At 60.7% G+C, this 23,765-nt stretch carries 18 protein-coding genes; 3 read left to right on the forward strand and 15 right to left on the reverse strand.

Going from position 1 to position 23,765, the window contains the following annotated elements; translation table 11 throughout:
* Window positions 1-29 precede the first annotated feature (29 nt).
* Together purM and cysC are read left to right on the forward strand one after the other, a co-directional pair.
* Entirely contained in the window at window positions 30-1,073 is a 1,044-nt protein-coding gene (gene purM, locus HD842_RS17900; protein WP_183556115.1) for a phosphoribosylformylglycinamidine cyclo-ligase, read from the forward strand.
* A 5-nt stretch (window positions 1,074-1,078) separates the two neighbouring features.
* The gene (cysC, locus tag HD842_RS17905) at window positions 1,079-1,690 is read left to right on the forward strand and encodes an adenylyl-sulfate kinase (RefSeq protein WP_183556116.1); all 612 of its coding nucleotides are present in this window, start codon (window positions 1,079-1,081) and stop codon (window positions 1,688-1,690) included.
* Window positions 1,691-1,859: 169 nt separating this feature from the next.
* Here the strand turns inward: cysC and HD842_RS17910 are convergent, their stop codons facing one another.
* The 10 genes from HD842_RS17910 to tssE form a co-directional block, all read right to left on the reverse strand.
* On the reverse strand, window positions 1,860-2,117 hold the full coding sequence (locus HD842_RS17910) for a PAAR domain-containing protein (protein ID WP_183556117.1): 258 nt from the start codon (window positions 2,115-2,117) through the stop codon (window positions 1,860-1,862).
* Between the two features lie 197 nt (window positions 2,118-2,314).
* Window positions 2,315-3,457 carry a tetratricopeptide repeat protein gene (locus HD842_RS17915; protein ID WP_183556118.1) on the reverse strand — a complete coding sequence of 381 codons (1,143 nt, stop codon included), beginning with the start codon at window positions 3,455-3,457 and terminating at the stop codon, window positions 2,315-2,317.
* 41 nt (window positions 3,458-3,498) lie between these two features.
* Window positions 3,499-5,127 (reverse strand): tetratricopeptide repeat protein, encoded by a 1,629-nt coding sequence (locus tag HD842_RS17920; RefSeq protein ID WP_183556119.1) that lies wholly within the window; start codon window positions 5,125-5,127, stop codon window positions 3,499-3,501.
* Window positions 5,128-5,169: 42 nt separating this feature from the next.
* A complete protein-coding gene (locus HD842_RS24150) occupies window positions 5,170-6,717 on the reverse strand; it encodes a tetratricopeptide repeat protein (protein ID WP_183556120.1) in 1,548 nt (515 codons plus the stop codon).
* 83 nt (window positions 6,718-6,800) lie between these two features.
* The gene (locus HD842_RS24155) at window positions 6,801-8,009 is read right to left on the reverse strand and encodes a phospholipase D-like domain-containing protein (RefSeq protein WP_370660849.1); all 1,209 of its coding nucleotides are present in this window, start codon (window positions 8,007-8,009) and stop codon (window positions 6,801-6,803) included.
* Window positions 8,010-8,081: 72 nt separating this feature from the next.
* Complete coding sequence (locus HD842_RS24160) at window positions 8,082-8,828, reverse strand: hypothetical protein (RefSeq protein WP_229424821.1); 747 nt, start codon at window positions 8,826-8,828, stop codon at window positions 8,082-8,084.
* 33 nt (window positions 8,829-8,861) lie between these two features.
* Window positions 8,862-11,630, reverse strand: coding sequence for a type VI secretion system Vgr family protein (locus tag HD842_RS17935; protein WP_183556121.1), 2,769 nt, complete (start codon window positions 11,628-11,630; stop codon window positions 8,862-8,864).
* A gap of 112 nt (window positions 11,631-11,742) precedes the next feature.
* On the reverse strand, window positions 11,743-12,813 hold the full coding sequence (gene tssG, locus HD842_RS17940; RefSeq protein ID WP_183556122.1) for a type VI secretion system baseplate subunit TssG: 1,071 nt from the start codon (window positions 12,811-12,813) through the stop codon (window positions 11,743-11,745).
* Window positions 12,813-14,654 carry a type VI secretion system baseplate subunit TssF gene (tssF, locus tag HD842_RS17945; protein WP_183556123.1) on the reverse strand — a complete coding sequence of 614 codons (1,842 nt, stop codon included), beginning with the start codon at window positions 14,652-14,654 and terminating at the stop codon, window positions 12,813-12,815. The genes tssG and tssF overlap by 1 nt, the downstream gene beginning before the upstream one ends.
* A gap of 20 nt (window positions 14,655-14,674) precedes the next feature.
* On the reverse strand, window positions 14,675-15,157 hold the full coding sequence (gene tssE, locus HD842_RS17950) for a type VI secretion system baseplate subunit TssE (protein WP_183556124.1): 483 nt from the start codon (window positions 15,155-15,157) through the stop codon (window positions 14,675-14,677).
* A gap of 196 nt (window positions 15,158-15,353) precedes the next feature.
* Between tssE and tssK the strand changes: the two genes are divergently transcribed.
* On the forward strand, window positions 15,354-16,685 hold the full coding sequence (tssK, locus tag HD842_RS17955; protein WP_183556125.1) for a type VI secretion system baseplate subunit TssK: 1,332 nt from the start codon (window positions 15,354-15,356) through the stop codon (window positions 16,683-16,685).
* Between the two features lie 15 nt (window positions 16,686-16,700).
* Here the strand turns inward: tssK and HD842_RS17960 are convergent, their stop codons facing one another.
* The 5 genes from HD842_RS17960 to HD842_RS17980 all read right to left on the reverse strand — a co-directional run bounded on the left by HD842_RS17960 (window position 16,701) and on the right by HD842_RS17980 (window position 23,494).
* A complete protein-coding gene (locus tag HD842_RS17960) occupies window positions 16,701-18,719 on the reverse strand; it encodes an alpha/beta hydrolase family protein (protein WP_183556126.1) in 2,019 nt (672 codons plus the stop codon).
* A gap of 120 nt (window positions 18,720-18,839) precedes the next feature.
* Entirely contained in the window at window positions 18,840-20,906 is a 2,067-nt protein-coding gene (locus tag HD842_RS17965; protein ID WP_183556127.1) for a sodium:solute symporter family protein, read from the reverse strand.
* Entirely contained in the window at window positions 20,903-21,217 is a 315-nt protein-coding gene (locus tag HD842_RS17970) for a DUF4212 domain-containing protein (RefSeq protein WP_370660850.1), read from the reverse strand. The genes HD842_RS17965 and HD842_RS17970 overlap by 4 nt, the downstream gene beginning before the upstream one ends.
* Window positions 21,207-22,757, reverse strand: a complete 1,551-nt coding sequence (locus tag HD842_RS17975) for a sensor histidine kinase (protein WP_370660851.1) — start codon at window positions 22,755-22,757, stop codon at window positions 21,207-21,209. The genes HD842_RS17970 and HD842_RS17975 overlap by 11 nt, the downstream gene beginning before the upstream one ends.
* On the reverse strand, window positions 22,754-23,494 hold the full coding sequence (locus tag HD842_RS17980; protein ID WP_183556128.1) for a response regulator: 741 nt from the start codon (window positions 23,492-23,494) through the stop codon (window positions 22,754-22,756). Before HD842_RS17980 ends, HD842_RS17975 begins: the two co-directional genes overlap by 4 nt.
* Window positions 23,495-23,765 lie beyond the last annotated feature (271 nt).

A 23,765-nucleotide genomic window follows, 5' to 3' on the forward strand; every position in this document is an offset into this window, starting at 1 on the left:
CTATTTTACCGCCTCCGCTGCCAAATACCATGAACCAACCATCTAATGTTTCTCTCTCCTACCGCGATGCGGGTGTTGATATCGATGCCGGCGACGCGCTGGTCGAAGCGATCAAGCCACTTGCCAAGCGCACCATGCGTGAGGGCGTACTGGGCGGCATCGGCGGCTTCGGCGGTCTGTTCGAAATCAGCAAGAAGTTCAAGGAGCCGGTCCTGGTCTCGGGCACCGACGGCGTGGGCACCAAGCTGCGCCTCGCGTTCGAGCTGAACCGCCACGACACCGTCGGCATCGACCTGGTGGCCATGAGCGTCAACGACATCCTGGTCCAGGGCGCCGAGCCGCTGTTCTTCCTCGACTACTTCGCCTGCGGCAAGCTGGATGTGGCCACCGCCACCGCTGTGGTCAAGGGCATCGCCCTGGGCTGTGAACAGTCGGGCTGCGCGCTGCTGGGCGGCGAAACCGCCGAAATGCCGGGCATGTACCCGGACGGCGAATACGACCTGGCCGGCTTCGCCGTCGGCGCTGTCGAAAAATCGGAGATCATCGACGGCAGCAAGATCGTGCCGGGCGACGTGGTGCTGGGCCTGGCCTCGTCGGGCATCCACTCCAACGGCTACTCGCTGGTGCGCAAGATCATCGAAGTCGCCAAGCCTGACCTCGACGGCGACTTCCACGGCCGCAAGCTGGCCGACGTGCTGATGGCGCCAACCCGCCTGTACGTCAAGCCGCTGCTGGCGCTGATGGCGTCGATGGAAGTCAAGGGCCTGGTCCACATCACCGGCGGCGGCCTGGTCGAGAACATCCCGCGCGTGCTGCAGGATCACCTGACGGCCGTGCTGGATGCTTCGTCGTGGACGATGCCACCGCTGTTCCAGTGGCTGCAGCAGCACGGCGGCGTGGCTGACGCCGAAATGCACCGCGTGTTCAACTGCGGCATCGGCATGACCGTCATCGTCTCGAAAGAGAACGCCGACGCTGCCTTCGCCCAGCTCGAAGCGGCTGGCGAAACCGTCTACCGCATCGGCGAAATCCGCGCCCGCGCCGACGGCGACGCGCAAACCATCGTCGTCTAACTGCGATGACACCCCTGGCGCCGTCCCTGTCCATTCGCGACGAGGAACGGCGCCAGCGGGCCGGCCACGGCGGCGCCGTGGTCTGGATCACCGGCCTGTCCGGCGCCGGCAAGACCACGCTGGCCGACGCACTGCAACGCACGCTGTTCGACCTGGGCTGCCAGGTATTCGCGCTCGATGGTGACAAGGTCCGCAATGGGCTGTGCGCCGATCTCGGTTTTTCCCTCCCTGAACGTGCTGAAAACATTCGCCGCATCGGCGAAGTGGCGCACCTGTTCTGTCAGGCCGGCCAGATCGTGATCGTCTCGGCCATTTCGCCCATGCGCGCAGACCGCGCCCGCGTGCGCGCGCTGGTGCCGGCGCCGCAGTTCATCGAGGTCTATTGCCGCTGCCCGCTGGCGGTGTGCGAGGCGCGCGATCCGAAAGGGTTGTACCGGCGTGCGCGGGCAGGGCAGCTGGCGGAGTTTACGGGGATTTCATCGCCGTATGAGGCGCCGGAGGCGGCTGAGGTGGTTGTTGATAGTGCTGCGGCTTCGGTTGATGATGGGGTGGGCAAGGTGCTGGCCAGACTGCGGCAGATGAAGATTATCAAGGCCGCCCAATATCAAGGCGAGTAGATTTCTGCCCCAGCTTCTTGTTGGCGTATTTGTTGATGTTGCTGTCTTAAGTTGAATGTTGTTCAGGGCAGCGCAGGATCGACGGCCTTACATCCAGTCCTTGCGCGCATCGATGCACTTTCAGTGCTGGCAAATAAACGTCTTCAGCTTTTGTTGACTGCCAATGCGCCTATTTTATGGACGCTATCAAATGAGCGCCGCACGCTGTTGAGTCACCATCGTATGCATATGGTTTGCCTTTGTGCTGCGCGCCGCTGCCGTCAGGTTTGATCGCGAAATTACCTTTGCATTTTGGGCAAAAAGTCATGTCGGCGGACAGCGCCGCCTCGACTCCCATGACAATGGTTCCTGAAGATACGGCGATGACCTTTCCGCCATGATCGGTCATATCGTTCAGGCGAATGACACCGCGGCCCATGTGCTTCATGACTGCTCCTTATGGTGTGCAAAGTGAGAATCTGGAATCGGGTTTTTGCCCAGTGCCGCCGCGGTTGGGCAAGGTCTTGCAACATGGCGGTCACTTCCTCGAAAGAGCGAGTGGATGGCTCTGCTCCTCATTCGTTGCGGACATCGCGGTAGGTCGAACGCTTCTCCCGGTTGATTTCCTGCGAATGACGCTTCGGTTCATTTTGCCTTGTCTTCGCTCTGGATCAAATCAAATGTGGCATCAAGGTAGTGCCGGCCTTGCCGTTGAGAGGCAGCGCTTGATTTTATTTCCGATGGTCGACTTGTCACGCCTTTCGCGGCATCGATGAGCGTTTGTTTGTCGCCATTCCACGGCAAGAGCGGTGCGGGCGGTAATGGAAGCACCTTGTCAAGGTTAGGAAAGCGCAGCAGTGGATTAAGATCAAGGGCGTCGTGAAGTACGGCATAGCGCTCGGATCGGGCTTGATCGAGATGCGGAACGAGCATGTCGCCCAAGTCATCCGGCTTTCGAAATTCTACGGACAGATCTCGCGCGCAATCGGAGCAACCGAACTTCACCCCGGTATGTAGGGTCTTGAGTGCTAAAGTCTTGGTATTAAATGTTCTCGGTCCTAGAATCTTTCCGTCACTTGCACGTGGCCATGCTTGAATATAGAACAAACTATAAGCAGCAGGACCATGTCCCTGAGAAAGCGAGCATTCCAACATCTTCGTCGCAACCGGAATGTTTGCCCAGAAGCCCTCGATAGGACTATCCCATGTTGCTGCCATCATGTCGCCGAGATAAGCCATCGCATGCGGATTACCCATTTCAGCCGCCTTTTGCCAAAATGCATATGCCTTGCTAGCGTCACCAGCCACGCCAACACTATTCAAGTAAAAAGTTCCCATTCGATCATAGGCTGCAGGAATGCCGAGCTGCATCGCCTGCTCGACTAGAGCGAGCGCTTCCGCTTCGCCACGAGGTGGATCACGATTTTCGAGATAAAGGCTGGCCAAGTTGAGCATCGCTTTCCAGTGATGACGTTCCGCAGATTGACGCGTCAACTGGACAATTCTTTTGTAGTCGCGGTCCTCTTCCCATGCATCAGGATCGTCGAGTGACTTGGCTTCCTGGAACCATAATTCGGCCTGTGCATCGATGGGCGGCACTTTGGTTGCTTCGATCTGGCAAGTGAAGCTAGGGCGGTGCGGATTGAAGAGGCGCAGCTTCTCGTTGCGGGGGAGGGCTTGGGTCGCCTTGTATTGGTGTCGTACGATGCTTATCGCGTTAAAAGAGCAGATCAGGAAAACCACAGTCAGCAGGCCGTATGCGATCTTGCGAAGCAGAGGTAATGTCATTGGCAGCTCGATGTCTCGTTGAGAGGTGGAAGCTTTCCCGGTCAACCCAGGTTCGGTACAGCGCTGTCCATCAAATTCCATGTCAGCTCATCCGGATCGAAGGGAAGGTATCTGCCATCTACAAACTGCGGAAACGGTTGCTCGGCGACCACCCAGGCCTGGCGCCACGGTTGGTTGACGACTTGATGCAGTGGGTGTTCCGTTGAAAGCCAAGGTTGCCAAGTGCCAGTGACCGAACACGTCTTGAGCGCATTGCAGGACCGTTGCGGTTGTGTGCGTGTGACTTCGCGCGTCATGCCGGTAGCGGCGACTGGGTTGACGACGCCATTATCGTGGCGGACTGTGAGGAAACGCTGCCACGTTAGCTCCGGGATGGCTCTGCTTCCCATTCCTTGCGGATATCGCGGCAGGTCGAACGCCTCTCCCGGCTGATACAGGCCTGGCGGAATGTCTTTGAGCCAAGTCTGCACCTGGGCTGACTCGGATGGCGCGGTGGCTTGCCAGTATCCTGCGAATGGCGCTTCGGTTCCCCTTGCCTTGTCTTCGCTCGGGATCAAATCATATGTGGCATCAAGGTAGTACCGGCCTTGCCGTCGAGAGGCAGCGCTTGATTTTAGCTCGGAAGGTCGATTTGTCACGCCTTTCGCGGCATCGATGAGCGTTCGTTTGTCGCCATCCCATGGCGACAGCGGTAAAGGCGGTAGTGGAAGCACCTTGTCAAGGTTAGGAAAGCGCATCAGTGGATTGAGATCAAGGGCGTCGTGAAGTACGGCATAGCGCTCGGATCGGGCTTGATCGAGATGCGGAACTAGCATATCGGCCAAGTCATGTGGATTCCCGAACTGAACTGACAGCCTTCTCGCGCAATCATTGCAGCCAAATTTCACACCCTTTTGCAAAATCAGCAGGGCTAACGCTTTGTCTTCGGATGTTTGCTCGCCCGAAATTTTACCGTCTGTTGCACGAGGTGATCCTCGAAGCCGGGCAAGAGTAAGAGCAGCCGGGCCATAACCTTGAAGCAGCGCGCAATCCAGCATTTTGGTTGCAATAGGAATATTGGCCCAGAATCCATCGTTTGGGCTATCCCATGTGGCAGATATCATGTCTCCGAGATAGGCCATCGCTGGCGGATTTCCCAATTCAGCTGCCTTTTGCCAGAATGCATGGGCTTTGGTAATGTCTCTGGAAACCCCGGTGCCATTCATGTAAAAGGTCCCCATGCGATCATAGGCGGCGGGAACGCCAAGCTGCATCGCTTGCTCGACCAGAAGCAGCGCTTCGGATTCGCCGTGAGGTGGATCTTTATTTTCCAAATAAAGGCTGGCTAAGTTGAGCATCGCTTTCCAATGGAGCCGTTCTGCTGCCTGGCGTGTCAAATGGACGATTTTCTTATAGTCCCGGTCTTCTTCCCATACATCTGGATCGTCCAGCGACTTGGCTTCCTGGAACCATAACTCGGCTTGTGCATCGATGGGCGGCACCTTGGTCGCTTCAATCTGGCAAGTGAAGCTAGAGCGGTGCGGATTAAAGAGGGGCAGTTTTTCGTTGCGGGGCAGGGCTTGGGTCGCCTTGTATTGGTCTCGTACAATGCTTATCGCGTTAAAAGAGCAGACCAGGAAAACCACCGTCAGCAGGCCGTATGCGATCTTGCGAAGCAGAGGTAATGTCATTGGCAGCTCGATGTCTCATTGAGAGGTGGGAGCTTTTCCCGGTCAACCCAGGTTTGGTGCAGCGCTATCCATCAGATGCCATGTCAATTCATCCGGATCGAAGGGAAGGTAGCTGCCATCTACAAACTGCGGAAACGGTTCCTCGGCGACCACCCAGGCCTGGCGCCACGGTTGGTTGACGACTTGATGAAGTGGGTGTTCTGTTGAAAGCCAAGGTTGCCAGGTACCAGTGACCGGACACGTTTTGAGCGCATTGCAGGACCGTTGCGGTTGTGTGCGTATGACTTCGCGCGTCATGCCGGTAGCGGCGACTGGGTTGACTACGACATTGTCGTGGCGAACTGTGAGGAAACGCTGCCACGTTATCTCCGGGATGGCTCTGCTCCCCATTCCTTGCGGATATCGCGGCAGGTCGAACGCCTCTCCCGGCTGATACAGGCCTGGCGGAATGTCTTTGAGCCAAGTCTGCACCTGCGCCGACTCGGATGGCGCGGTGGCTTGCCAGTATCCTGCAAATGGCGCTTCGGTTCCCCTTGCCTTGTCTTCGCTCTGGATCAAATCATATGTGGCATCAAGGTAGTACCGGCCTTGCCGTTGAGAGGCAGCGCTTGATTTTAGCTCCGAGGGTGGACTTGTCACGCCTTTCGCGGCATCAATGAGGGTTCGTTTGTCGCCATCCCAGGGCGACAGCGGTGAAGGCGGTAAGGGAAGCACCTTATCGAGGTTGGGAAAACGCAGCAAGGGATTCAGCTCGAGAGCATTGTGAAGTACAGCATAGCGCTCGGACCGGGCTTGATCGAGATGCGGAACGAACATATCGGCTAAGTCGTGTGGGTTGCGGAACTCGACGGACAGACTTCGCGCGCAATCAGAGCAGCCGAGCCTCACTCCGCTGTGCAAAGTCGTTAGTGCTAGCGCTTTAGTCTCAGCTGTTCGTGGCCCTGAGATTTTACCGTTTGGTGCACGTGGTTTCCCTCGAAGGTTTGCTAATTTATATGCAGCAGGGCCATAGCCTTGAAGCAACGCACACTCCAGCATCTTGGTCGCAACCGGGATGTTGGCCCAGAATCCATCGATTGGGCTATCCCATGTTGCCGAGGTCATATTGCCGAGATAGGCCATTGCCTGTGGATTACCCATCTCTGCTGCCTTTTGCCAGAATGCGTGGGCTTTAGTTGAATCCTGATTTACACCAACATTGTTCATGTAATAAGTACCCATCCGGTCGTAGGCGGCGGGGATACCGAGTCGCATCGCCTGTTCGACCAACGCAAGCGCGTCCATCTCTCCATGCGGTGGATCGCGATGCTCAAGATAGAGACTAGCCAAGTTGAGCATAGCTTTCCAGTGGTGCCGCTCCGCAGCCTGACGTGTTAACTGAACAATTTTTTTGTAGTTTCGGTCCTCTTCCCAAGTATCGGGGTCGTCCAGTGCCTGCGCTTCTAAGAACCATTTTTCGGCCTGTGCATCAACAGGCGGAACTTTGGTCGTTTCTATCTCGCACTTGAAATTGGATCTGTGTGGATTAAAAAGAGGTAGCTCTTCATTGCGCGGAAAATCATGGCTAGTTTTGTATTGATCATGTACCACGCTGTATCCCCTGAAAGAGCAAAACAATAAGATCGCTGTCAGCAGAATGAAAAACAGCTTGCGAAGTAAATGCGTCCTCACAGTTAGCCCAAACGTTGCGTGGCGCTACGGTTGTCTCGGAGAGGTAGCAGGAACCCATTCAGGCTTTCTGAACCTTCTTTTCGTATGACGTTTTGTTTCATGATCTCCATCCAGTCAAAGAATGCCTTGGCAATGTCACTTGGTGAACCACTTTTCCCTTTAACCGTTCCGCCACTTAATTTCCCCCAAATTTTTTGCCGCAAATTAGCCGCCTTGTTCGCATCATTCGTAGCCAAATTAATCTCACTGTCAACCGCCATACTGCGTTGATTTAAATTAGCACTGCCCAGACTGAAAAAGCTGTCATCCACCAGCAGCAGTTTTGAGTGAATATAGATTTCGCGATAACGCATGCGGCCTTTGTCCAGCGCAGATGTTTGCAACATCGCCACCGCTACCTTCAGACCGTATTTCTTTTCTAGCGCATCAACGCTCGGCTTGTCGATGTCATTTGCGAATTCCACAACCGCCGGCTTCGTGTACAGGGCACCGGTCGAGTTCCCCATCTCGTCGCACATCACGCCCGTGTACGTTTTCTTGTTCTCCTGCTCGATGAATGTCGACTGCCCAGTCATGCCGCTCTGCTGGCCAAGCACGGCAAGCGCGTCATAGGTTCTTGGGACCATCTGGGCACGTTCTGGAACGGGGATAACGACGAATACGTGCAGTAGTGGCATGTCGCCCTTGGTCCTGCAGCCCTTGGCTGCGGCGGCCTTCCACCGTGCCATGACGTTCTTGCGCGCCTGTATCAAACGTTCCGACCATTCCTGATATTGGAAGTACTGGTTTTCGATGTAGAGATAACCGGTCGCTGCTGCGGCCACGTCGGTGGCGACAAAGTACATTTCCTTGGCGGTTTTGTCCTTTTCATCGGGCTGGGTGCGAATGATCTGGACTGATGAATTTGCGCCTGGCGCACCCTCGCGCTGCAGGGCAGAGGGTATCTCGGTGTGATCAAAGCGCGTATCGCCGCCAGCCCGGTCCCAGGCGCGGATGAAGTTCGCTTGCACGCTGGCAAGTGCACCACCTTTGATGCGACACGCATAGTCTCGATATGGTTTGAAAGTCTTGAAGCCGGCATCTGCCTTGGCACCTGCATCAACCTGAACTGCTTCAGTGACTTCGCGTGCACCACTGGCCTCGCGTTTCGGATTCTCCAGAAGATGCTCTTCGGTATCCCAGTAGTCTGTGACCGAGTTCAGGCCTTTCACATAGCCTACTGCTTCGGCGCCAGCATTGAAGTCGTAATCGATGAGAATTGTTTTCTGGTGGTGGGTGCCAACCTACACCATGCCATGCCGCTCGACCTCCCATTTGTCGAGGCCATCAGGTTGATATTTTTCATCGACCAAGTTCGCCTTTATCGCAGCTGCGTCTCCGGGGCGGGTGAGGATTTTGATCCCCTGGAAAAGGCCCGAGAACGCCGCCTCGTACCAGCCATGACAGTATTCTTCCCGCGCGATGGATGGTATCGAATCCGGGTTGGCGGGCCGCGGTGTGCCCATGCCTCGCAGCGGTGAGCCCGATGCAAACAGTGTGAATTTGGGTTTTCTGAAAGCTTCTTTAGCCAAAGCAAGGCTTCGAGGCGCCCCGATCCTGTCAGCTTCGTTACCGCCGGTGATACAGCGCCACGGATGTGTACCATGCGAATATCCGGGCATGTTCATGGCAAGCGGGCTGCCAAGCTTGCTGTACCAGACCAGCAGACGGACGCTCACGTGCCTTTTGCCTGCCGCAATCAGTAAATCACCATATGTTTCACCACGCGGCCATGTCCCTGAATTACGTACCAATTCCATACCTGGGTCGAACCCCCAGCAACAGATATCGATTGATTTTTTTGCAGCCTTGATGTGCGCTGCGATATCGATAAACGCTGTTTCACCACATACAAACACTTCTAATTGGTTGTTGTGGGTGATGGGGTGGGTCTTGCTGCGCTTCTCCAGAAACCACTGCACTGTGCTCGTCGCCTGGCAACTTAGCTCATCAATAAAAACTTTTTCAGCACGCTTGATCGGATCGGGCATATGGCGTCCTTTTGGAAACGGTTGTGTTGGTCGTCAGAGATGCTTGCGGCTGTCAGTCGAGCCATCGAGCGCCCGTGCGCCCTTATTGGAAAGCGACTGTTCCAGATACTCCGGTGCCTGAGGCGGCGCGAATTCGGGCAGCGCAGAAAGGTCATAGATCTCGCCGTTCGGAAGTTCAACCTGATAGTCCCTGGTTCCCGTCTTGTGCTCGACGGCGATCTGGCCGAGATCGTCAGTGATGCCATCTTCGACTTTCGTCCCGTTTTTCAGGAGCGAGTAAGGAACATTGGCAAATGGACGGCCATTTTTGGAATGCGTCAGCAAAGTAAAGACGAGCTGCTTGGGGTCTTCCGGCGTTGTCGGCTCTGCAATATTGATCTTGTGCTCCGTTGACGGATGCGGACGGTTTTGTGGAGGGAGCGTTTCGAGGTTGCCGTGAAACAGTGCCGGCTTGGGCGCAAAAATCTGCAAGCGGTCGGTGATTTCAACCATGCATTCGGTGCCGTGAAGGCGCACGCCTTTTCGTCCCTTGATGTCGACCCAATCGGACTGGCTGATCAGCGACAGGACCTTGTTGGCGATGACCTGAATGTCGTCGTCATGCGCCTGGACCGTGATTTTTCCGGATGCTGCAATCAACTTCATGCCGGCCTTGTGAACGAACAGGCGCAGCGTCTGCCTGATGCTTGCAAACAGGCTCTCGCCAGTTGCGATCGACACACTGCGACCAGCGGTCATCGCCGTGTGCTGGGCACTGGCAATGTGGGTTGATTGCGCCGTGGTCGTCTCGATGCCCGCCGGGCTGGCCAGTACAAGGTGAGGTTGGGCAAGCTCCGGAAATTCTTTACCAGCGCCGCGCACTACGTCATTCTGTGCCCCGAGTGCATCAGCAATGATGTCCTGTTGGCCGCTTTCCTGCGCCATCCCTTCCATTGCTGCTGTCGCTTGCGCATCGTGCAGTTTGTGGGCGGCGTCGAGCCGTTTAACCGTCTCATCCATATCCTTGATCGCCCCACGCGCCGCCTGCCTCGCCTCGGTCGTGATCAACAGCCCCTTGGCTGCCCGTGCGACGCCATGCCCGTCCGTACGCAGTTCCCAGCCTTCCCCGCGCGCATCCTTGCGCCCGGCGTTGTCCTCGATCCGCGTGATATGCCCGAGCGAAAGCTGACTGCACTGGTGATCGCTTTTCAGCTGTGCCTGGATCATCTCCTTCGTGTCATCCAGCACCAGGTGATTGCCGCGTGCACCACCGCCGAGTTCGCGGCTGCGCAAGCCTGCCAGGGCCGATTGCGCCGGCAGCGCCCATGGCGGCATGTGCGTGCCGTTGTACAGCGCGCCCAGTATCAGTGGATGGTCGATAGTCCCGTTCGGATAGACAACGGCGACTTCTTCGCCAACGCGCGGCAGGCGGATATGGCCGAACTCCTTGCCTGCGGCCGGGCTCAGCACCCGAATCCATGGCGAGCTGTTTTCGTCGTGCTGGCCCAGCCGGTCCCAGTGAAATTGCAGCTTGACCCGGCCGAAACCATCGGTGTGGATGTCAGCGCCAGCCGGACCGACGACCGTCGCCGTGTGCAAGCCCATGTAGGCGCCTGGCTCGCTGTTGAAGTCGCGGCCCGGCCGCCAGCGGATGTCCCTGTTGATGCAGGTGAACCGGTTCTCGTAGTGCGACGGGGCGCCTGCGCCGGCCTGATAGTTGTTGGTCGCTTCGTGTTCTACAGACAGGATCAGGTAGCTGCGGTCACCGATGCTGCGGCGCGGTTCGGGGTCGTAGTCCATCGAGCGCGGCTCGGCGCTGAAATGTCCGCCGAGTTTGAAGGTACGCCCGGGCTGGACGCTGCGGGCATTGCTGGTGGCATCGAACGTCTGCGTATCCTTGTCCTGCTCCACCATGCGCTGCGTTGCGAGCCGTTCGCCATCGCTGCGCATGCGAAAGCCGTAGGCGCCGCTGTCTTCGTACACTTCGTAAGCGAATATGTCGCCTTGCCGGTTGGCTGAATAGCCTGTGGCGTGCTGTGCGCCGGGATTCTTGTAGTCGACGCTGGCCAGTGTGGTCGTGCCGGAGCCGAGGCGCCGGCTCGCACTCCACAGGTGAATGCCGTCATCTTCGAGCGAACCGCTCTTGTCGTGAAACGCGATGACGTCCACGTCGTCATAGCTGGTGGCGTCGATCGGCTCGTTATGGAAGCTCTTGTCGGAGAGCATGAGCTTGTGACCGTCGAAGCGGTGTTCGTACCAGTAATGCATGCCCCGCGCTTCCCAACGGCGGTGCAGGTGGTTGTAGTCGGTCTCGTTATATTGATTGGCAACGGTCAGTGGCGGATCTTCTTCAAACACATGCATGTGCCAGTCGGCCTGGCGGTAGTGCTTGAGCGTTTCTTCGGTGATCTGCTGCACACTCTTGCCATGGAACGACACGTTGTCCTTGCGCAGGCGCGCGAAGGCAAGCCAGGGCTCGAGCACCATCCGGTAAAAGGCAAAGCCGCCATCGGCACGCAAGAACGACAGTTGCGTGATGTACCCGTTAAAGTAACGCAGCGAACCGTCCTGGCGCACCAGCGAAATCGTGACCAGCCGGCCCATCAGCATCTTGAGCGGGATGCGCGGGTCGTCCGACAGGACGTCGACCTCGAACCGGAATCCGCGCGAGATTTCTTCGCGCGCGACCAGCTTGTTTGGCAGCAAAATCGCGGGCGGCCCATCCTCGAAAGGAAAGTCCAGTCGCATCAGCCGGTTGTGCTGCGAGTTGCCGCGAAATGCCGATAGTGCGGCGCCGGCTGCGATGGTCTGGCTCTCGCCCATTGCGTTGCTCCCGATGGCCGCTGCACGGCCGCAGTTGAAATAATCGACATGGTCAGCGACCACGTTAGCCCGCCGTCACGTAGCCTCAATTGACTGGCATCAACGCCGTTTTTTAAGCCACGTCACCGTGTTCCTGTCTGTCTCTTTTTCGAGTCATCGGGGTCTGCAGCATCAACCGGACGTCGGGACGATCCGTGACGCCTGGTGTCGCGGTAAGAAACGTATTCCATCCAAGCTGACGCGACGGCGTCTTCGTGCTCAGCGTGAGCGGCTTGATGGCAGGCGGTGCAAGCAGCAACCGTAGTTCGTAGTGCAAGGTCGGCACCGCAAACATCCTTGTCATTTCCCGCAGTGCCGCCAGCGCCGTGCCGCCGGGAAGAAAACTGCGTGCTTGCGCTTCGTCCAGTGGCCCGACATGCAGACGCGCACAGATGTCATGCCGCCACAGGCGCGTGCCCAGTGCCGTACTGATGCCGAGCACGGGCCTGGTGACGCCCAATGTGCTACGCCGGTTTTCGGGAACCGGATCCCAGCAGCCAACGAATTGTTCGAGTCTGACCGGCACGTCGAAATAGCTGCTCAACACCTGTTCGACTGTGCCGGCCGCCACCGGGCGGGTGCGCAGCAGCCCGGCGAAACAGGCTGCAGTGTCCGGTCTGACGTGCCTGACGGGTTGCCCGGCGCTTGCGGCCCGTGGCGGGCACGTGCCTGCCAAGGCAGTCATCATCGGCAGCAACCGGTCCCCGTCGCCGATGGCCAGGTCGTGTTCGACCCGGTACTTGACCGATGCCTCATAAAACAGGCCGATCAACCGGGTCGACATGACATCGAGCAGTTCGCGCTGGCTGGCATCGTCCCCAAGCGACTTGCGCGCTGCAATCCGTTCGGTATCGTGTACCGGCAGGGTGCCACTGGCGCCGAGCAGGCCGATGAATGCAGGCGTGATCCGGACGCGGCGTAGCGTTCCCGAGCGCAGCGCACCAAGTGGATCCTGTGTTGCCGGCTCGACGTCGAGCGCTTCGACTTCGCTGGCAGGAAACGACAGCGACAGACTGTTGCGAAACGAGAGCACGGTGCGCAAGGCGCGTTCGCGGCCGATGCCATGGCGTTGCAGCGCGCGTAGCAGGATGCTGACCAGTTGGGTGAAGCTGAACCGGTATGGTTCAGCCAGGAGCAAGGCCATTACAGCAGGCTCATGCTTCCGCTTCGTGGCGCGCATCGGATCAGCTCCTTTCCGCTTTGATGCGAGAGGGCGACGAGTTCGACGAAGCTGTTCAGGTGAACATACAGCGCAAAGAACAGGTGCAACACCTGGACGAACAGGTGCAGGCCGGCGCCGGCATACGCTTCTTCGTCGAGCGTGATGCGCACTTCCAGGCCATGCACCAGCGATGTGCCGTTCCTGTGCCTGATCCAGGCCGTGGTGTCCTGCTGGTCGAGCGCGATGATGCCGCGGATTTGCCGCCGCGAGACGGACGACGAGGCCAGGTCGTACAGGGACAGCATTTCGCGCAGGCCGTGCACGCCGTCGTCCATCAGGGAGTGATGGTTCAGGGCCAGGTGCGAGATCAGGCGCCAGTGCATGCCTGCGTCATTCGTCAAGCGCGCAGGGCGGGTTGGCCTGCGCACCATGCGGATCGCTGCGTTGCCTGTTGCGCCGGAGATGAACAGGTCGCCTTCAGGCGCACCGATGGCCAGTGAGCAGGGCAGATCGCGGTTGGTGCAGCTCAGTTCAACCGACAGGATATTTCGTTCGATCTCGAACGGGTCGCAATCGGCGCCGACGAGCGTGATCGATTTTTCATGGCCCGGACTGCACAAGGCCAGCGTCTCGTCGTGCCGCAGGAACCAGTAGCGTCCTTGCTGGCTGGCGTATTCTGCACCGTGCCGAAGCGCATAGAACGGCTGGAATGCCGTGATCGAGGTGTCGTTGCCGTTCTGACGCACCAGGTGCACCGCATCGACCGAATACACCTCATATGCCTGCGGAAAATTGGCGTGCGCCAGAAGGGTATAGTCGGCCGCGCGCTGGTCGTACGTGATCGGCACGCCAGGCTGCTGGAACAGATTGACGACGGGCGTGCAACCTTGCACTAGATGCTGTGTTGACAGGCCGGCAAGCATGCGCGCCTTGTCGGCGTCGGGCCGGATGCCGGCAAGGCCCAGGCGTAACGTGACACTGGCGCAGCCGGCAGGTACACGTGCCAGCAGCAAGGCAATATCGATGTCGAAAAAATTGAACTTCTCGGGGAAGGCAAAATATTCGGCAAGAATGCGGTAAGCCCCATGCGAACGGGCGTCGAACGGAATCAGGGCGTCGTCAGGGGCAAATCCAGCCGGTGCGATCGGTATGCAAGGTAACCGTTCCCACAGGCCGTCCTCGTCAAGCTGCACATACGCTGCCACCGTGTGCATGAAGAGGGCATCGCGCAGCGTGGCGCAGAACGAGGCATCGCCATCGGCATACACGCGCAGCACGGTCGCCGCATCCGGCGCTGGCAGCTGGCCCCATCCGGCAGCGCGGAATGTCAGCGTCAGCGACGATGTGACGTCGTCCGGCAGGCGTGTTGCGACCGGCGCCTGAATGACGGTCTCGAAACTTGCAGTGCGCAGTGCGACAGGCGACGGCTTGATGTCGTGGATGGTCTTGAAGCGGCATGCCACGCCGTGTACTGACTTCGATTCCAGCAACGTCCCGCGCGGCATGGCGGGGATCGCATCCGGGCGATCGAGTGTGCTGGAAACGCGCACGATTGCGCACGACGGAAACGGGCGCAGGTAGTGGGGATAGAGCAGGTTGAGCAGGGCTTCAGTGAATTCGGGATACGAATCGTCCAGTCGCTTCGACACGCGCGCGCTGAGCAGGGCCGTGCTCTGGATCAGGCGTTCGACATGCGGATCGTCGCAGGTATCGCCACCCATTTGCAGCCTGGCTGCAACCTTGGGATAGCGCTGGGCATATTCCCTGCACAGCGACCTGAGAATGACGAGTTCGCGCTCGTACTTTGTCAACAATTCGTCCATGGGATCAGCGCTTGCGCCCTCTAGTTGGCACCTTCGATCGAATACTGCTGGAGCGAGGGGCGAAATACCGCATTGAACGACATCGCCTCGGGCATCGACGCATGTTTCAGCTGCGCAGTGATCATGAATTCCACGCGGTTGATGGTGCCCCTGGCGCTCTTGGCGCCCCGCAGTGACACGAGGACCTTGTGCAGCCGGGGTTCATGGCGCTGGATGGCCAGCTGAACGGCCTTGCAGATTTCCTGCCGGTCCGTATCGCTGTTCATGCACATACCGGCGAAGTCGATCAGACCATAGTTCAGGATGGAACCCGCTACCGCCGGGAGCGGGCTGAACGACGCCTGGTGCACGCCGCAGCGGGTATTGAGCAACGCCTGCAGATCGCGCGTGACACTGCGCAGCGCATGCTCGACAGCGCGCACACGGGCATCGCCCCGGTTACCCGATGCAGGTTCACCCGTGTCGTCCAGGCGGTCGAACAGACCCGAAGTAAAGCCGCGCATCGCGTTCCTCTCGTCAAAGCGGGACAACACCCACGGCAGCCATTGTCGGATCGTGAATCTCAGCAATGTTGCGCCGTCACAAGGGAATGCACCGGTTGATTGATACGATCCCTGGCTGCGCGAAATCAATATCGCGCTTCAGGCGCAACGCCATCCTTCCGAGAATGTGTCCAGCGAAACTTCAATGGGAGGAACCATGAGCGCAACATCGAAGGTCCTGTGGTCGGAAGGCTTGACGCTGGGGCCGCAGCACTTTCAGCGTCAGGATCTCTATCACGAAACGCGCCTCCAGCGCATCGCTTCGGCCCTCAATCCGTACTGTTGGGGGGTGTGCAAGGTGACGTGGAATGTGGACGGATTGGGACACAACCGCCTGAGCGCGAACACGATGTCGCTCATTTATCCCGACGGAGACATCGTCGAAGCGCCCGGCGCCGACCTGCTGCCCGAGCCGGTCGATCTCACGCGCCTGCCGCCAGAGGAAGAATCATTCACGTTCTACGCAGCCCTGGCCCTGGTCAAGCCGCATGGGGGCAATGCCGACGACAACAGCCGCTACGTGCGCTGCGACCTGGACACCACTGACCTGTTCAGTGATGCACTGGCGATCGAGGTGCCGTTCCTTAAAAAGCAGGTGCGGCTGTTGCTGCAGGCCGAGCCGCATGGGGCGCGTGCCAGCATCCCGGTGGTGCGGCTGCGGCGGGTAGCGGAAGGGGGCTTCGAGCTGGTGCCGGAGTTCATTGCGCCGAGCGTCACGGTGAGCGCAGCGCCAGGCCTGGTGCGCATGCTCGATGGCCTCTGCAGTGTGATCACGACGAAGATCGAATCGCTCCAGCGCACGCACCGCATGACGAACAACAGCATGTACGAAGCCGGTGCGGGCGATATCTCGTCGTGGTGGATGCTCAACATCCTGAGCACGGCCAATGCGCTGTTGATGCACTGCGCCAGATCGCCCGGGTTTCATCCCGAGGTGATGTTCCGGCAAATGCTTGCCGCCGCGGGCGGACTGATGACGTTTTCCGATCGCTACAAGACGGCCGACCTGCCCGCCTACCGCCACGAGGCAATGGGCGAGGCATTCGCCGAGCTCGACGCGTTGCTGCGCGAACTGGTCGACACGGCGATCGGCACCAACTATCTCATCATTCCATTTGTGGCCGACAAGAGCCGGCGCACCTTCTCGCAGGCGATCCTGGATCCGGCCAAGGTCACGAAACAAAGCCAGCTTTATCTGGCGATCACTGCCGATATGGCGGGCCTTGACCTGGTAGCGACGGTGCCGATCCGGCTCAAGGTCGCTGCGCCCGAGAATATGGAAAGTATTATCGGGTCAGCATTGCCAGGCATACCGATCGCGCACATGCCGCAAGTGCCCCCGGCGATCCCGGTGCGGCCCAACACCTACTATTTTTCGCTGTCCACCAAGAATCCCTTGTACGACAAGGCACTCGAGGCAGGCGTGCTGGCGGTGTATGCGCCGGACGGGATCCCGGGACTCAAAATCGACCTGGTCGTCGTGCTCTGATCAACCACCGCGATGTCAGCGCACCGCCCCGCTACCGATATTCTTGTCAAGGAACTTCTCGACCCGCCCCCAGAAATCGATGCGGTTCTTTTCCAGCGCCCAGCCGTGACCTTCTTCCGGGTACTCGATCCATTCCACCTGCTTGTTGGTGCGCATGACGGCGTTGCGCAGCGCGGTGCCATGGTTGATCGGCACGCGCCGGTCGACGCCGCCGTAGGCCAGCAGCAGCGGCTGGGTGATGCGCGCCGCCTGCTGCAGCGGTGACGTGGCCTTGAACTGGTCGGCATCCTTGACCGGGTCGCCGATCCGTTCCGGCAGGCTGTGCTGCTTGACGTCGCGTGAGGTGTCGCTGCTGAAGTGCGCGCCATTGTCAAACAGCAGGCCGATGTCGGTCACGCCGACAAAGCTGATACCGCAGCGGAACATGTCCGGATCGTTGACGAGTCCCATCAGCGTCGAATAGCCGCCGTAACTGGCGCCAGCAATACAGACGCGCTTGGGGTCGACCAGCCCCTTGTCGACGGCCCAGCGCACACCGTCGGCGATGTCGTTCTGCATGGCCAGGCCCCATTGCTTGTAGCCGGCACGTTCATGGTTGGATCCGAAGCCCAGGCTGCCGCGAAATTCGGGTTCAAGCACGGCGTAGCCGCGCGTGGCCAGAAATTGCGAGTCGGCGGCCCAGCCCCAGGATTTGCCGCGCACCCAGGGGCCGCCATGGACCATCACCACCAGCGGCAGGCTGGTGCGCTTGGCGCCCGGTGGCAGGGTGAGCAGGGCCGGAATGTCCAGGCCATCGCGCGCCTTGTAGCGCAGGAACTGCTGGCGACCCATCTGCGTCGGATCGATGCCTGGCCGTGCTTCGCCGACCTTGTTCAGCGACTTGGTTTTGCTGTTGTACAAGAAAAACACCGGTGCGACCACGTCCGAATAGGCGGTGACCACGAGCAGGGGCGAGTCACCCCGGGCCGGCACCGACATCAGGTTGACCGTCGTCGGGAGCAGCTTGTCGACGTCCTGCTGAATCGCTTTCATGCCGGCGTCGAACCATTCATTCGATACCGCATCGGTACGGAACTGCATGCCCAGCACCTTGTCGCGGTTGATCACCAGCTCACCGTCGATATCGTAGCCGGGCGCCGACAGCAGCGGTTGCGGATCGAGCTTGCCGGTGTTCACATCGAACGTGTGCATGGCGGTCGTTCCGGCCTTGCCGCGCGCTGTTACGAACAGCGTGCCGGTCGGCCCGAATGCCACCGGTTCAATCGTCGCGGCAGTTTCCTTGAAGGTCGGGAAACTGGTCAGTTCGCGCCACTTGCCGGTGGCCGGGTCGAGATACTGCAGCGTCGTGGTCAGGTCCTTGTAGGTGATCGCCAGGCGCGGCTCGCCCTTGTGGTCGAGCAGCCAGCCACGCGTGGCACCAGGGCGCGGTACTGTCTTGTACTGGCCCGACACAGTGTTTACTTGCAGCAGGTCGACATGGCTCAGTTCATTGCGGGTGTCGCCAACCGGCGCCAGCGCGTAGGTCTCATCCGAATCGACCCACGGGGTATTGCCGGCCATCTGGCTCGACGGCGGCAGCAGCCGGCGCGTGATGCGCGTGCCGGTGCTGCTGTTGACGAAGTTACGGCTGGCCAGTTCAACGAAACGGCCGCCGTCGAAGTCGACCGCGTACATGCCGGGCATGAAACGCTGGTCGCCCGGTCCGACGCCTTTGTCATGCGTGTCGAACACCAGGCGCCGGTCGTTGATCCAGTAGAAATTGCGGACATCAGCGTCGTTGTAATGGGCGACAACCTTGGCGCTGTTGGTGTCCAGGTCGATGACCGTCAAAAAGTCGCGCTTGCCCGGCGCGCTGGCGCGCACGGCCAGATGGCGTCCGCTCGGGGACAGCCTGGCGTCGCCGAACGGGGCGTTGCCAAAGAAGGCCGAGACAGGCGGCGGTGCTGCCGGGGTTTGTGCAAGGGTCAGTGGCGAAGCGACGAGGACGAGTGCAGCGAAGGTGGCCCTCGCCAGCACGCGGGTAAATGCAGGCATGAAGTTTTCCGTGAAATGCTTGGTGTTGGTATGGTTCGCCTATGTTGGCGCGGCCCAGAATAGCATTTGTGTCACCGGGAAAATCTCTTCAATTCCCACCTCAGTTTTTACCTGTCTGTGTCATTCGGGCGCCCGGATATAGTCGACCATGCCCGCGCTGGCGCGGCTCGGGCGCGGCGTGAGCAGGCTCACCACCACCACCGTGAACAGCCCTGCCGGCACCCCGAACACGCCGGCCGCCATCGGCAGGATGCCGAACCAGGTCTCCAGCGCATTGCCGCCCAGGACCGGGCTGGCGCGCAGCATGTAGTACAGGCACACGGCAAATCCCGTGATCATGCCGGTGATGGCGCCGATGTGGTTGGCGCGCTTCCAGAACACGCCCAGCACCAGCACCGGGAACAGCGTGGAGCCGGCCAGCGAGAACGCCGCCGCCACCAGCGACAGGATGTCGGCCGGCTTTTGCGACGCTGCGTACGCCGCGATGAAGGCCACCGCCAGCAGCAGCAGCTTCGAGATCGTCACCCGCTTCTGGGTCGACGCGCCCGGTTCCACCATCTTGTAATACACGTCGTGCGACAGCGCGTTGGAAATGGCCAGCAGCAGGCCGTCGGCCGTGGACAGCGCCGCCGCCAGGCCGCCTGCTGCAACCAGGCCCGAGATCACGTAGGGCAGGCCGCCGATTTCGGGCGTGGCCAGCACCAGCACATCGGCGTCGATGGCGAATTCGGCCAGCTGCACGATGCCGTCGCCGTTGATGTCGGCCACGCTGATGAGGGGATTGGCCTTGTCGACATTGGCCCAGTACGAAATCCAGGTCGGCAGCGACGAGAAATCGCTGCCCACGAGCGACGTATAGATGTCGTACTTGGCCAGCACGGCCAGCGCGGGAATCGTCAGGTACACCAGCAGGATGAAAAACAGCGTCCAGAACACCGACACGCGCGTCTCGTGCACCGAGGGCGTGGTGTAGGCGCGCATCAGGATGTGGGGCAGGGCGGCGGTGCCGAACATCAGGCAGAACACCACAGCCAGAAAATTGTTGCGGCGCGCGTCGGATTCTTCCGGCGTGGCGCCGGGGAACGGCTGCGCATGCGGCTCGGGCGGGCGGGCCCGTGCCAGGTTAGCGTCACGCCGTTCGAGCCACAGCGCACGGGCATCGTCGACCGAGTTGGGATACGTGGTCAGCGCGCGCTCGGCCTGGCGTACTTCGGTCAGCGAGGCGTTGCGTGCACGGGCTGCGGCCAGCTGGCGCTGGGCGTCGAGCTTGCCGGCTTCCCACGATTCGGGCAGGGCCGCCACACGCGCCGCGTAGCCGTCGGCGCGGCGCAGGAACTCGGCGCGCACCTGGGCTTCGCGCGGGTCCTTCGCCAGTTCGGCTTCGCGCGCGGTGAGCTTGGGCAGGAGCGATCCGTAGGCCACCTGTGGGATCGGATTGTCGGCGTGCTTCACCGACAGCCACATGGTCGGAATGAGAAACGCGACCAGCAGGATGATGTACTGCGCCACCTGGGTCCAGGTGATGGCGCGCATCCCGCCCAGGAACGAGCAGACCAGGATGCTGGCCAGGCCCAGGAAAATCCCGACCGAAAAATCGACGCCGGTAAAGCGCGATGCGATCAGGCCGACCGCATAGATCTGCGCCACCACGTAGGTGAACGACACCAGGATGGTCGCGCTCACGGCCAGCGCCCGCACCGGGCCGCCGCGCCCGCCCGCGCCGCCGCCGTAGCGCGCCGCTAAAAAATCGGGCACCGTGTACTGCGCAAACTTGCGCAGGTAGGGCGCGATCAGCAGCGCGACCAGCACGAAGCCGCCGGTCCAGCCCATGATGAAGGCCAGGCCGTCGAAGCCCTGCAGATACAGGCCGCCAGCCAGGCTGATAAAGCTGGCCGCCGAGATCCAGTCGGCCGCCGTCGCCATGCCGTTGAACATGGCGGGCACGCGCCGGCCGGCGACGTAGTATTCGGTGACGTTCGAGGTGCGGCAGATCACCCCGATGATCGCGTACAGCGCGATCGTGGCAAACATGAACAGATAGCCGATCCACAGGCGCGGCATGCCTTCCTGCTCGAGCAGGGCGAGGGCCGCCAGAAACACCGCGAAGGCGCCGGTGTACGACAGGTAGTAGCGCGAGAGCTTCTTGAAATAGCCGTGCTTCACACCAGGCGTTGGGTTCGTGCTCATGGGCGCGGCGCCAGCGCGGCGTGGTAATCGCGGTCGAGCCGGCGCATGCGCCAGGCGTAGACGGCAATGATCGTCAGCGACACGAGCGCGGCGCCCTGCGCGGCCATGTAGAACGACAGCGGCCAGCCAAACACCTCGAAGCGCGCCAGCTCGCGCGCGAAGAACACGGTGCCAAAGCCCGTGACGAGCCAGACGGCCAGCAACAACAGCGACATGCGCCGCGTGCGGTCCCAGTGGATCGCGCGGGCCTGTTCCAGGTGCGCACGCGCCATCGTGTCGGAGGTTGGTTCGGGGATAGAATCAGTCGGCATGGTCGGGTTCGCCCACAGGCGGGGGGAAGGTCAGGCGAAACAGGCTGCCCGGAAAGCGCGGGGACACGCTGCGTGGATTGTTGAAGATGTCGATGTCGGCGCCGTGTTGCTGCACGATTTCGCGCACGATTGCCAGCCCCAGGCCGCTGCCCTGGGTATTGCTGCCCAGGATGCGGTAGAAGCGTTCGAATACGTGCAGGCGTTCGGTCGGCGCGATGCCGGGGCCGGTGTCTTCGACTTCGAGCAGCGCGTGTTCGCCGCTGCTGCGCACGCGCACCGTCACACTGCCGCCAGCGGGCGTATAGCGCAGCGCATTGTCGATCAGGTTCGACAGCATCTCGCGCAGCATCAGGGGCTGGCCGGCGATCATCACCCGCTCGTCATCATTGGCGGGCGGCTCGAAACCCAGGTCGATCTGGTGGGCGAACGACGCCTGCACCCAATCCTGCACGGTCTCGCGCGCCACCGCGGCCAGGTCGATCTCGTCGAACGCCAGGCCCGCCTGCGGCTGGTTCTCGGCGCGCGCCAGGGCCAGCAACTGGTTGATCAGGCGCGTGGCCGATTCCGAGCTCTTGGCCAGTTGCTCGAGCGAGCGGTGGATCTCGGCCGGATCGACTTCGCGCAGGGCCAGTTCGGACTGCATGCGCATGCCGGCCAGCGGCGTTTTCATCTGGTGCGCGGCGTCGGCGATGAAGCGTTTCTGCATCTCCACCGTCTTGCCCAGGCGCTCGAGCATGTCGTTGAACGAGCCGACCAGCGGCGAGATTTCTTCGGGCACCTGGCGCGGATCGATCGGCGACAGATCGTCCTGCGGCCGCGCGCGGATGCGCTGCTGCAGCTCGGCCAGCGGGCTCAGGCCGCGCGAGAGCGCGAACCAGACCAGCGCCAGGATCACCGGCAGGATGATGAACTGGGGCAGGATCACGCCCTTGATGATTTCATTGGCCAGGTGGGCGCGCTTGTCGAGCGTTTCGGCCACCTGTACCAGTGCCAGCGGCGGCGTCGGCGAAGCGGTCCGTTCATGCAGCGGATCCAGATTCACATACGCGTAAGCCACGCGGATCGGTGTGCCGTGGATGGTGTCGTTGCGAAATTCGACCGTGCCGCTGCGGGCCGGCTCGCCGGCGCGGTTGGCGCGCGGACGCGGCAGGTCGCGGTCGCCGTCAAGGTGTTCGCCAGCCGGGCCAGCCAGCAGGTAATACACGCTGTCGACGTCGTCGGCGCGCAGGATATCGCGTCCGGCCGTGCGCAGCTGGCCGACCGTCTTGCCGTCCACGGTGCGGATCTGCTGGCCCAGCACCGTGACCCGGTCTTCGAGCGCGTCGTCAAACGGCTGGTTGGCGATCGACTTCGCAACCAGATAGGTGATCGCGATGCTCATCGGCCACAGCAGCAGCAGCGGCGCGAGCATCCAGTCGAGAATTTCGCCGAACAGCGAGTGACGGATGTTTTCGTCCGGCTCGGGGTTGGGTGGAACGTAGAGCGGCTCGAACTGCTGCTGCTGCTGCTGCGCGGGCTCGGGCGTGAAGCCGGCGTTCACTTGTCGGCGGCGGTAGCGGCGATCCGGGCGTCGTTCGCAGCCGCCGCGGCTGCGGCGGCCGCGCTGGCCTCGGAGAATTTCTCGAGGCAATAGCCCAGGCCGCGCACGGTGGCGATGCGCACGCCGCCGACCTCGATCTTCTTGCGCAGGCGGTGCACATACACCTCGATGGCATTGTTGGAAACTTCTTCGCCCCATTCGCACAGGTGGTCAACCAGTTGCTCCTTGGAGACGAGGCGTCCGGTGCGCGCCAGCAGCACTTCGAGCAGGCCCAGCTCGCGCGCCGACAGATCGAGCATCTGGTCGTTGATGTAGGCGCTGCGGCCAACCTGGTCATAGACCAGCGGGCCGTGGCGCACGACGGCCGCGCCGCCGCCGGCGCCGCGCCGAGTCAGCGCCCGTACCCGCGCTTCGAGTTCGGACAGCGCGAACGGCTTGGCCATATAGTCGTCGGCGCCCAGGTCGAGACCCTCGACGCGCTGCTCGACCGAGTCGGCTGCAGTCAGGATCAATACCGGCAGCAGCGAGGCGCGCGCGCGCAGGCGGCGCAGCACTTCGAGCCCGGACATCTTCGGCAGGCCCAGGTCGAGAATGAGCAGATCGAACTCCTGCGTGGACAGGGCAGTATCGGCATCCTGGCCGTTCTTGACACAATCGATGGCATAGCCGGACTGGCGCAGGGAGCGCGTCAGGCCATCGGCAAGTACGCTATCATCTTCGGCAAGCAGAATTCGCATGGGGCACCTCGGGTTTTGATTATAAGCACGTCGTTCCCGCGGAGGCGGGAACCCAAGTTCCTGGCATTGTGGTTGCGGTTCACGCAGGCTGCTTGCGCAAGACCTGGATTCCCGCCTGCGCGGGGATGACGGTCGGCTCCTATTGTGTTGGATTTACCGTCACAATGCGAGTCCCGAGCGATTGTTGGTAAGATAACCACGTCTTTTCGCTTGCAAAAACCACTGGATTTTTATACAGTACTGGCTCTTGAAGTGCGCGTGACCGCCCACA

This window comes from Massilia aurea, from assembly GCF_014200505.1.
Taxonomy (GTDB): Bacteria; Pseudomonadota; Gammaproteobacteria; order Burkholderiales; family Burkholderiaceae_D; genus Telluria; species Telluria aurea_B.

Excerpts from the sequence above, each read along its gene's own strand:
- HD842_RS24160 (WP_229424821.1), bottom strand. The coding sequence starts at position 8,828 with ATGCCCGATCCGATCAAGCGTGCTGAAAAAGTTTTTATTGATGAGCTA.
- HD842_RS17935 (WP_183556121.1), bottom strand. The coding sequence starts at position 11,630 with ATGGGCGAGAGCCAGACCATCGCAGCCGGCGCCGCACTATCGGCATTT.
- HD842_RS17980 (WP_183556128.1), bottom strand. The coding sequence starts at position 23,494 with ATGCGAATTCTGCTTGCCGAAGATGATAGCGTACTTGCCGATGGCCTG.
- HD842_RS17965 (WP_183556127.1), bottom strand. The coding sequence starts at position 20,906 with ATGAGCACGAACCCAACGCCTGGTGTGAAGCACGGCTATTTCAAGAAG.
- HD842_RS17960 (WP_183556126.1), bottom strand. The coding sequence starts at position 18,719 with ATGCCTGCATTTACCCGCGTGCTGGCGAGGGCCACCTTCGCTGCACTC.
- tssF (WP_183556123.1), bottom strand. The coding sequence starts at position 14,654 with ATGGACGAATTGTTGACAAAGTACGAGCGCGAACTCGTCATTCTCAGG.
- tssE (WP_183556124.1), bottom strand. The coding sequence starts at position 15,157 with ATGCGCGGCTTTACTTCGGGTCTGTTCGACCGCCTGGACGACACGGGT.
- HD842_RS17915 (WP_183556118.1), bottom strand. The coding sequence starts at position 3,457 with ATGACATTACCTCTGCTTCGCAAGATCGCATACGGCCTGCTGACTGTG.
- HD842_RS17910 (WP_183556117.1), bottom strand. The coding sequence starts at position 2,117 with ATGAAGCACATGGGCCGCGGTGTCATTCGCCTGAACGATATGACCGAT.
- tssG (WP_183556122.1), bottom strand. The coding sequence starts at position 12,813 with ATGGCCTTGCTCCTGGCTGAACCATACCGGTTCAGCTTCACCCAACTG.
- HD842_RS17970 (WP_370660850.1), bottom strand. The coding sequence starts at position 21,217 with ATGCCGACTGATTCTATCCCCGAACCAACCTCCGACACGATGGCGCGT.
- cysC (WP_183556116.1), top strand. The coding sequence starts at position 1,079 with ATGACACCCCTGGCGCCGTCCCTGTCCATTCGCGACGAGGAACGGCGC.
- HD842_RS17920 (WP_183556119.1), bottom strand. The coding sequence starts at position 5,127 with ATGACATTACCTCTGCTTCGCAAGATCGCATACGGCCTGCTGACGGTG.
- purM (WP_183556115.1), top strand. The coding sequence starts at position 30 with ATGAACCAACCATCTAATGTTTCTCTCTCCTACCGCGATGCGGGTGTT.
- tssK (WP_183556125.1), top strand. The coding sequence starts at position 15,354 with ATGAGCGCAACATCGAAGGTCCTGTGGTCGGAAGGCTTGACGCTGGGG.